The 7,423-nt window shown below is 40.5% G+C and carries 9 protein-coding genes; 5 read left to right on the top strand and 4 right to left on the bottom strand.

Features of this window, described 5'->3' with window-relative positions; all coding sequences use genetic code 11:
• Positions 1-325 (top strand): IS30 family transposase (locus tag BP27_RS0113265; RefSeq protein WP_150112072.1); only part of this gene is annotated, 325 nt, incomplete at its 5' end.
• Here BP27_RS0113265 and BP27_RS0113260 read toward each other — a convergent pair.
• The gene (locus BP27_RS0113260) at positions 314-751 is read right to left on the bottom strand and encodes a hypothetical protein (protein ID WP_027851945.1); all 438 of its coding nucleotides are present in this window, start codon (positions 749-751) and stop codon (positions 314-316) included. The genes BP27_RS0113265 and BP27_RS0113260 overlap by 12 nt on opposite strands.
• Positions 752-1,127: 376 nt before the next feature.
• Between BP27_RS0113260 and BP27_RS16865 the strand changes: the two genes are divergently transcribed.
• Entirely contained in the window at positions 1,128-1,529 is a 402-nt protein-coding gene (locus tag BP27_RS16865) for a helix-turn-helix domain-containing protein (RefSeq protein ID WP_051168179.1), read from the top strand.
• 192 nt (positions 1,530-1,721) lie between these two features.
• Here the strand turns inward: BP27_RS16865 and BP27_RS0113250 are convergent, their stop codons facing one another.
• From BP27_RS0113250 to BP27_RS16395, 3 genes are read right to left on the bottom strand one after another with little or no spacing between them, the layout of a single operon-like run.
• Positions 1,722-3,905, bottom strand: a complete 2,184-nt coding sequence (locus BP27_RS0113250; RefSeq protein ID WP_027851944.1) for a PepSY domain-containing protein — start codon at positions 3,903-3,905, stop codon at positions 1,722-1,724.
• 29 nt (positions 3,906-3,934) lie between these two features.
• Positions 3,935-4,411, bottom strand: coding sequence for a DUF2271 domain-containing protein (locus BP27_RS0113245; RefSeq protein WP_027851943.1), 477 nt, complete (start codon positions 4,409-4,411; stop codon positions 3,935-3,937).
• 33 nt (positions 4,412-4,444) lie between these two features.
• Positions 4,445-4,822, bottom strand: coding sequence for a PepSY domain-containing protein (locus BP27_RS16395; protein WP_084324614.1), 378 nt, complete (start codon positions 4,820-4,822; stop codon positions 4,445-4,447).
• Positions 4,823-4,972: 150 nt separating this feature from the next.
• Here BP27_RS16395 and BP27_RS0113235 point away from each other — a divergent pair, with 150 nt between their 5' ends.
• From BP27_RS0113235 to BP27_RS17195, 3 genes are all read left to right on the top strand, one after another.
• Positions 4,973-5,632: a response regulator transcription factor gene (locus tag BP27_RS0113235; protein WP_027851942.1), complete on the top strand. Its 660-nt coding sequence runs from the start codon at positions 4,973-4,975 to the stop codon at positions 5,630-5,632.
• Positions 5,629-6,951 (top strand): sensor histidine kinase, encoded by a 1,323-nt coding sequence (locus BP27_RS0113230; protein WP_027851941.1) that lies wholly within the window; start codon positions 5,629-5,631, stop codon positions 6,949-6,951. Before BP27_RS0113235 ends, BP27_RS0113230 begins: the two co-directional genes overlap by 4 nt.
• Before the next feature lie 230 nt (positions 6,952-7,181).
• Positions 7,182-7,423, top strand: a 242-nt coding sequence (locus BP27_RS17195; protein ID WP_027850396.1) for a helix-turn-helix domain-containing protein, incomplete at its 3' end; no start/stop codon positions are given.

The raw sequence follows: 7,423 nt of genomic DNA, 5'->3' as shown, positions 1-7,423 counted from the left end.
GCCCTTTGCTGCCGCCGGTTTGGTCCATACCCTGACCGCAGATAATGGTAAGGAGTTTGCAGAGCATGAAGCCATAGCCAAAGCACTTAGTTGTGACTTTTACTTTGCTGACCCTTTTGCATCTTGGCAACGAGGGCTGAATGAAAATACAAATGGCTTAATACGCCAATACTGCCCTAAAGGTTCATGCTTTAAGCACCTAGATGACGAGCATTTTGAATTTATTATGCACCGCTTAAATAATAGACCTAGAGAATCACTTGGTATGAAAACACCGAATGAGGTATTGTTCGAAGAATTACAGGCTGTTGCACTAGCAAGTTGAATCCAGGTTTTCATTACCGTTAATTAAGCAATACAGAAATAACACTTTAATCCCAATTGATTGCTCATGAATTGCAGTGTGAGCTTTTTGTAGAAGAAAAGCTGAAATAGGAAACTTATCAATCCTACCACCCAATGGATTGCCACTTGATCTAGTATCAGCATGTAGAGACCAGTGGTTTTTTTCGCCTTGTTCCTTTACATCCAAAAGTGTTTTTAACCAAGCTTTTAACTTATCTGTAACAGGCAAAAGCCTTAACAACTCTATTAGCTCAATAACAAGATTTTTTTCAGCAGTAAACTTCACATCAATCGAAAGTAGTGTTTCGATTTCATATGCACAAGAAAGATCTAAGTTTCCGTCTTTAGCTAAACTAACAATTTTGCCATGATGCCTTTCTGGAATTTCTGAGCTACTAACCATCATTGAATACACCTTCACCTTCTTAACCAAAGAGCTAGTAAGGCAGCTTTTTAGTTAAAGAAAATAGTTTTATTTATTAGCGCATACAGTAGTGAAGGTATCACATATTGAGTTATTTTAGTTGAGAAAACTGTGACATAAAGTGTGACAATTACTTAAACTTTAGTTTTACTGCTAGAAAAGTGAGGGGTATAAATGTCACACTTTGGTGTTAATAGTTATTAGTAAAATCAGAGACTTAGCTAAAAACATGCCGAACAACAACGATTAACACCAATTTTTAAGCACTTTAAAACGCCTATAAAAAATGCACTCATAATGATTATTGTTGCTCAGTGTTGGTTATTGAGCAGTTTGAACACTGTTAAAGAGAAGCAGCATGTCCAATCAAGACGATGATTTAGGCAAGAAAATACAGCAAGCAAGAAAGGCTGAAGGCTATACCCAAGTAGAAATAGCTGACATTGCTGGCATACCACACAGCACCTACCGCTATTTAGAACAGCGTGGGCTAACCAGCTATGAAAACCTACAGTTGGTACTGGATTGCCCAAGAATGAAGCGCTACACCCTTTGGGCAATGACCGGCCTAGTAGCCCCCAATGTTGGGCAAATTAGCCCTGAGCTAATGAAAAAATTAGGTGGTGGTAAACAGCTAACGGATGAAGAGCTGTTTGAGTTGTGTGAAGTAGAAGCTTCCAGCCTAAAACCCATCGACCTAGATAAGATGCAAGCCGAGCTGAATGAAAAAGTAGCCAGTGTGCTAAACCAATACAAATGAACCCTTAAAGCAAAACCAGCTAAGGGGGACGGGGAATAGGTAATAAAGGTAAGAAAGCCTCAAAGCCCGATAAGTGAAGGCTTTAAGGCTGACTGAGCTAGGTAATTAAAAGGTAGGAGGGGTTACTTTTTGGGTGGTTTCTGTAATGAAGTTGTTGAATAAACGAATGGAAATTCCACAAGATAATTGAACTTAATAAACATCTTCTCGGTATCGCCCTTGAGTTTTAAGGATAGCTACATCTGTATTTAGTGGTATAAGAATTTTATCAAAGGCTGCCATTATACTGTTTGCCATATTTCTACCACCACAAACTAAAACTTGTGCATCTTGCTTTATTAACTCACCTAGTTTTGTAGCATCTAAGCTAAGCTTATCTTGTACATAGGCTTGCTCTTGATCCCGTGAAAATACTGCATTTAACTCAGTTAATCGCTTATCTGCAAGGTACTTATGAAGTTCGGATTGATATAAAAAATCAGAATTTAATGAGCGGCCTCCCCAATACAAATACATAGGCCGATGTTTTTGGTTGTGGCGAATAAATCCAACTAAGGGGCCAATACCTGTGCCTGCACCAATTAAAATAATAGGTGTTTTGCCTGAAACAGGCCGAAATTTAGGGTTGGGCTGTATAAAGGCTTTAATACTGCCACCCAGTGGTAGCTGATGAAGAAAGTTAGAACATAACCCATTAAGATGCTGCCGAACACAAATTTCTAAAATGCCATCTTTAGAAGCTGAGGCTAAAGAATATAACCGTGGAGCCTGGTTGTTGGGTGGTAAAATACCAACCAAATCACCCACTTCAAAATAGGGCAGATTGTTTTTAAGTGCCTTAAAAGCTAGTACTGCAGTGGGTGCTTGTACTTCAATACCGTGGGTAGTTTTTTTATCTAAAACTAACGTAGTTGTTTTAGGTTGTACCGAGGAGTGGTTAAGCTGCAGTTGAGTCCCAAGTTTTTTACTTAAAGCATTACCCCAGCGAGCAAACTCTTGTGATGACTGTTTATTAATTGTTTCTAATGGCAATAATTCTGGCCAGCCTTTTGTATTAATTGCCGCTGCAACCTGTTTAGCAAAACCACAAAACTGTGGGAATTGACGGTCACCAAACCCCAGTATACTTGTAGAAAAGCTAGGTTTTTTAGATGTTTTTTCTAATTTAGCTAGAAACTTTTTGGCTGAGGTAGGAGCATCACCATCACCGTAGGTTGCGGTAAGAATAAACAAGTATTTTGCATTAACATACTGGTTAGTTAACTGGTTCATGGGCGCGGTATGCACACTTTGACCTGCTTTAACCAAGTTATTATGTAGGGTTTTAGCAAACCCCCAAGTGGTATTGTTTTCGCTACCAACAAGAATAATACTTACGGCTGTATTGGCTTTACTATTAGCTATTAATCTAGGTTTTGCTCTAAATTTTTGCCACCAGATAAGGACACCTGTTATAGCCAAAAGAGGTGCGGCTAAGGCAAAGATACCAAGGGCTAACCCAAACCACCAAAGACCTTCACCAGTGTGCAGCATATAAATAAATTCATATAAGAGGTAGGTGACATTATGAGGTTGATAAGAAAGCCATTCACCACTTGTCTGATTAAGATAACCTGCACCTTGTTTAGTAGTTAAGGAATAAGTACCTTTAGGGTCATTAGGATAAGGATAAACTAACTCTTTTAAGTTGCTTAAGTCTGTTGATTTTAAAACAGTTAGTGTTTCTATTGGTGCAGCGGGGCCTGTTACTACTTGCTGCATTAGTTCAGGTTCTGCTTCTAAGCCTTCAGCTATTAAGTTGAAGGTGGTGGCTGAAAGATAAATACCTGTTAGCGATGAGACAAGTAGGCCAAGTAGCGCAAGTCGACCAAATTCAGTATGTAAACGCTGAATTAAAGTGCCATTTACAGGGCGAAATAACTGACGCCAACCACCCAGCCTAGTAACTAATAACATAACCCCCGATATAGCTAATAGCAGCAGGGTTAAAGCAGTGATTCCTACTAGTGCTCGACCATAAGTATCTAGCAAGAGCGAACGATGCAGGTTTTTTACCCATCGTGAGTAGGCTGGTGGTTCATAAGGAATAATGGCTTGCCCAGTGTAATGGTCTACCTGATCTACTCTAACTTGACCGTCTTGCATGTAATAAACAATTAAACTACCTGTTGGGGTGCGAGTTACTTGCTCAACTTCTGAGTAATGTTTTGCTAACTGGCTAACAAATTCAGCAACACTTATCTGACCACTAGCTGGTACTGAGGTTGTCGCTCGCTCAAGAACTGGATTAAACGAAAGCAAGGCACCTGTCACGGAAATAAGAAGGACAAAGATTGCCGCTAGTAGACCTGGTAATGAATGAAGTTGGCGTAACATCTAACTAGGCTCCTTGTTAGAAGTGTTTATTAGAAAGAAAACTGAAATGTTTCTATGTAGCCACGGCCTAAGAAGGGCTTGCCTACATTGCTGGTGATTAATGGCACACTAATTTCAGCAGGATTATCTCGCATGTCTTCGACAGAAGTGTCTATACGCACTTGATAGCCAGCATCAATTAGCTCGTCAGCAATACCTAGGGTTACATTTAGGGTACGGCCTCTACCAACACTTGCGCCACTTAACCCATCATATTCACTGGCACGTTGACCACTGCCCCGTGACCAACTGCTCAAGTGCTTATAATATTTAGATTTTTCTCCAGCTATCCAGATGGTTTGTTGGTATTGGCCATTAGCCTTAACTAGGTAAAGGGCTAGATAGGCACCATCGCCGTTATAGTTTTTTAGTGTTGTCGTAAAGGTCATATCACGAGCTTGCGCTTGTGTTGGCACTAAGATGGTGGCAGTAAAACTAACAACAAGAGCTAAGATAAGTTTTTTCATGGTTTTTCTCCGTGTTCTGGCGGTAGTTTTAAATTATTCGATGCTAACCTTGGGCTGAGCTTTTTTATTAGGAATATTAGATGTGCTTAGGGCTTTAGGGTGACTACTAGGTATCCAATCAGGAATTGTTGCATCTTCAGTAAATTTTATTTTTAACTTGCGTAAACGTAGTGATGCTGGGAAATACTCAGCTTTAACCTTATTGCCCAGCTGGTCATAACCTTTTACTTCATAGCAGCCATCATCAACCTTAATACGACTTATCTTCCAGCCTTGCTCTTCAAGCTGTTGGCGTAAAACCTCTCTTGGCTGCCAGTTTGCAACTGGGTCTTTGCAATCATCTTCAGCAAAGGCTGTTCCCGCTATTAGGCTGGTGGTTATTAGCACCGCTGCAAGTAGTGGCTTGTTCATAAGGCTCTCCTAGTTAGTTTTATTATGTAGTTTAGGCTGGGAACCTTACCGCAACCTGAAGAGATCACTTTTTTATTTTTTTTAGTCTTAAGCTAGGCGTCAGGTAGAGCTGCTAAAATCAAAAAATATAAGATTAAAAGAGATAAGGTTATGCGCCTATTATTACTGGAAGACTCAACTTCTTTGGGTGAAGCTGTCAGAGATCAAATTACAGAAGCCGGTCATGCGGTGGATTGGATGCAGTGCCTAGCCCATGCACAAACCAGTGTTGCAACTACGGACTATGATTTGATTTTATTGGATTTATTGTTGCCAGACGGTAAGGGGTTAGACTTTTTAAAAGAGTTGCGCCAAGCCGGTAACACTACGCCTATTATAATTCTAACGGCTTTAGATCAGCTAACAGACCGTATCGAAGGGTTAAATGCGGGTGCCGATGATTATCTTGTTAAGCCTTTTGATTTAGATGAGCTGTCTGCACGAATCGCTGCGGTTGCTCGGCGCTCTAGTGGCAACCCTAGCCCTGTTATACAGCTAAAAGATTTAAAAGTTGATTTGGTTGGTCACAAGGTTGTTTGTGGTGAAACGCTCATCAATTTAACCGCTAAAGAGTGGGCGGTATTTGAAGCGCTATTACAGCATCCGGGAGTACTCTTGTCTCGCACTCAGCTTGAAGATAGCCTTTATGCTTTTGGTGCAGAGATAGACAGTAATGCTGTTGAAGTGCATATAAGTCGGCTAAGAAAAAAGTTAGGGCATGATCTAATAGAAACTGTTCGAGGTATGGGTTATCGGCTGGTACAAGCATGAAGGCTCCAATAAGTCTCCAACGTCGTCTTGGTGTTGGTATTACTCTAGGTGTGGTTTTACTTTGGTTGATAGCTACTAGCCTCACCGCATTTATTGTTGGTTATACACTAAACAAAACACTCGACAGCTCACTAGAAGAAGTAGCGCAGCGAATGCTTTCTTTAGCTGTAGTAGAAATTTTTAACCGTGAAACCTCCGATTTGCTGCAGCAAGTTATTTCTTTACACCCTCATGATGAATATATTACTTACTTAGTGCGTAGTGCCAACGGAACACCTTTACTACAATCACATGCTGTTGATACAACTATTTTTTCTACTAAGCCACAGTTAGGTCTGCGTACCACTTTGACCCATCGAATTTATGGTACTAGTGCAATAAGAGGTACCATTTTTATAGAAGTAGCCGAACCCTTAGCTTCACGTAACAAGGTTTTAAGGCAAGCTTTAAAGTTATTACTCTTACCTTTAATTATTTTAATACCGCTTAGCCTGCTAGGTATTTGGCTGTTTGTAGGTTATAGCCTGCGCGGGGTACGAGCCTATCGTAATGCTATTGAAGCTCGTGGAGCTGGTGATTTAACTCTAGTAGAAGGCAATAACTTACCAGCAGAAATTTTACCTATAGCTGATTCGGTGAATCAGCTATTAGAACGCCTACGTCGTGCTTTAGATTCAGAACGCAGCTTTACTGCCAATAGTGCGCATGAGTTACGTACCCCCTTAGCAGCAGCCTTGGCACAAGCTCAGCGTCTTTGTCATGAAGCACCGCAAGGACCACTTAAAGAACGAGCCAGACGTATTAAAGTATCTTTAGGTGAACTTTCAAGCTTGTCAGAAAAATTGTTGCAACTGGCCAAAGCAGAAAGCGGAGGATTATTAGCTGAAAAACCTTACGATATTATTAAGGTATTAAACTATATAGTTGATGAATTACGCCCAGCAGCAAGGTCCCGTTTATGTTTAACTCTGCCCGAGACTGAGTCAGTTTTCTCACTAATTGACCCAGATGCTTTTGCTATTTTAATGCGTAACCTTATTGAAAATGCTTTAAAACATGGTGCAGCAAATCAGCTAGTAGAAGTTCATCTAACCTCTAATGGTACTTTACGGGTTATTAATGCTGGGGCAGTGGTGCCAGCAGAAGACTTGCAACACTTAACTAAAAATTTTGTACGTTCCAAAACTTTGGCTAGTGGTTCAGGCTTAGGTTTGGCTATAGCCAAGACTATTGCAGTTGGAGCAGGCACCAAGCTGTTACTTGCTTCACCTGCTAGAGGTCGTGAAGATGGTTTTGAAGTTAGTTTAAAGTTACCGTGAATTTGCGTGTTTTAACTATTGTTTAGCTTTACAGCCTAATAAAAAACAAAGTGGTATAACCAGCTACTATTGCCATAGTAAAAATAACCACCAAAAAGGCAACTAGCAGCTTAGTTTTAAACAATGAACGCCTAGATTCAACCACCAAGTGCAACTCATTAAGTTAGGATTGGAAGGCAAGCTGCGGTAGCATCTTAAGCTTTTCAGTCGACCAAGAATGAGAAGCAAACATGAGACACTACACACAGCTCACCAGAGAGCAACGATACCAAATATCTGCCCTGCTTGATAACAATTTAACCCAAACTGAGATCGCTAAAACGCTTGGTGTTCACAAATCAACCATTAGTCGAGAGCTTAAACGTAATACAGGCAAACGTGGATATCGGCCTAAACAGGCTCACGAATTTACCGAAGAAAGGATCAAACAACGCTCAAAAAAACGCTTTATTGAGCCTATTTGGGGTGTTGT

The sequence above is a fragment of the Marinospirillum insulare DSM 21763 genome (assembly GCF_000686905.1).
GTDB classification, from domain to species: domain Bacteria; phylum Pseudomonadota; class Gammaproteobacteria; order Pseudomonadales; family Halomonadaceae; genus Marinospirillum; species Marinospirillum insulare.
The sequence above is the reverse complement of the archived record's forward strand: the minus strand, read 5'-3'. Positions and strand labels throughout refer to the sequence as shown.

Excerpts from the sequence above, each read along its gene's own strand:
- BP27_RS0113260 (WP_027851945.1), bottom strand. The coding sequence starts at position 751 with ATGATGGTTAGTAGCTCAGAAATTCCAGAAAGGCATCATGGCAAAATT.
- BP27_RS16865 (WP_051168179.1), top strand. The coding sequence starts at position 1,128 with ATGTCCAATCAAGACGATGATTTAGGCAAGAAAATACAGCAAGCAAGA.
- BP27_RS0113250 (WP_027851944.1), bottom strand. The coding sequence starts at position 3,905 with ATGTTACGCCAACTTCATTCATTACCAGGTCTACTAGCGGCAATCTTT.
- BP27_RS0113245 (WP_027851943.1), bottom strand. The coding sequence starts at position 4,411 with ATGAAAAAACTTATCTTAGCTCTTGTTGTTAGTTTTACTGCCACCATC.
- BP27_RS16395 (WP_084324614.1), bottom strand. The coding sequence starts at position 4,822 with ATGAACAAGCCACTACTTGCAGCGGTGCTAATAACCACCAGCCTAATA.
- BP27_RS0113235 (WP_027851942.1), top strand. The coding sequence starts at position 4,973 with ATGCGCCTATTATTACTGGAAGACTCAACTTCTTTGGGTGAAGCTGTC.
- BP27_RS0113230 (WP_027851941.1), top strand. The coding sequence starts at position 5,629 with ATGAAGGCTCCAATAAGTCTCCAACGTCGTCTTGGTGTTGGTATTACT.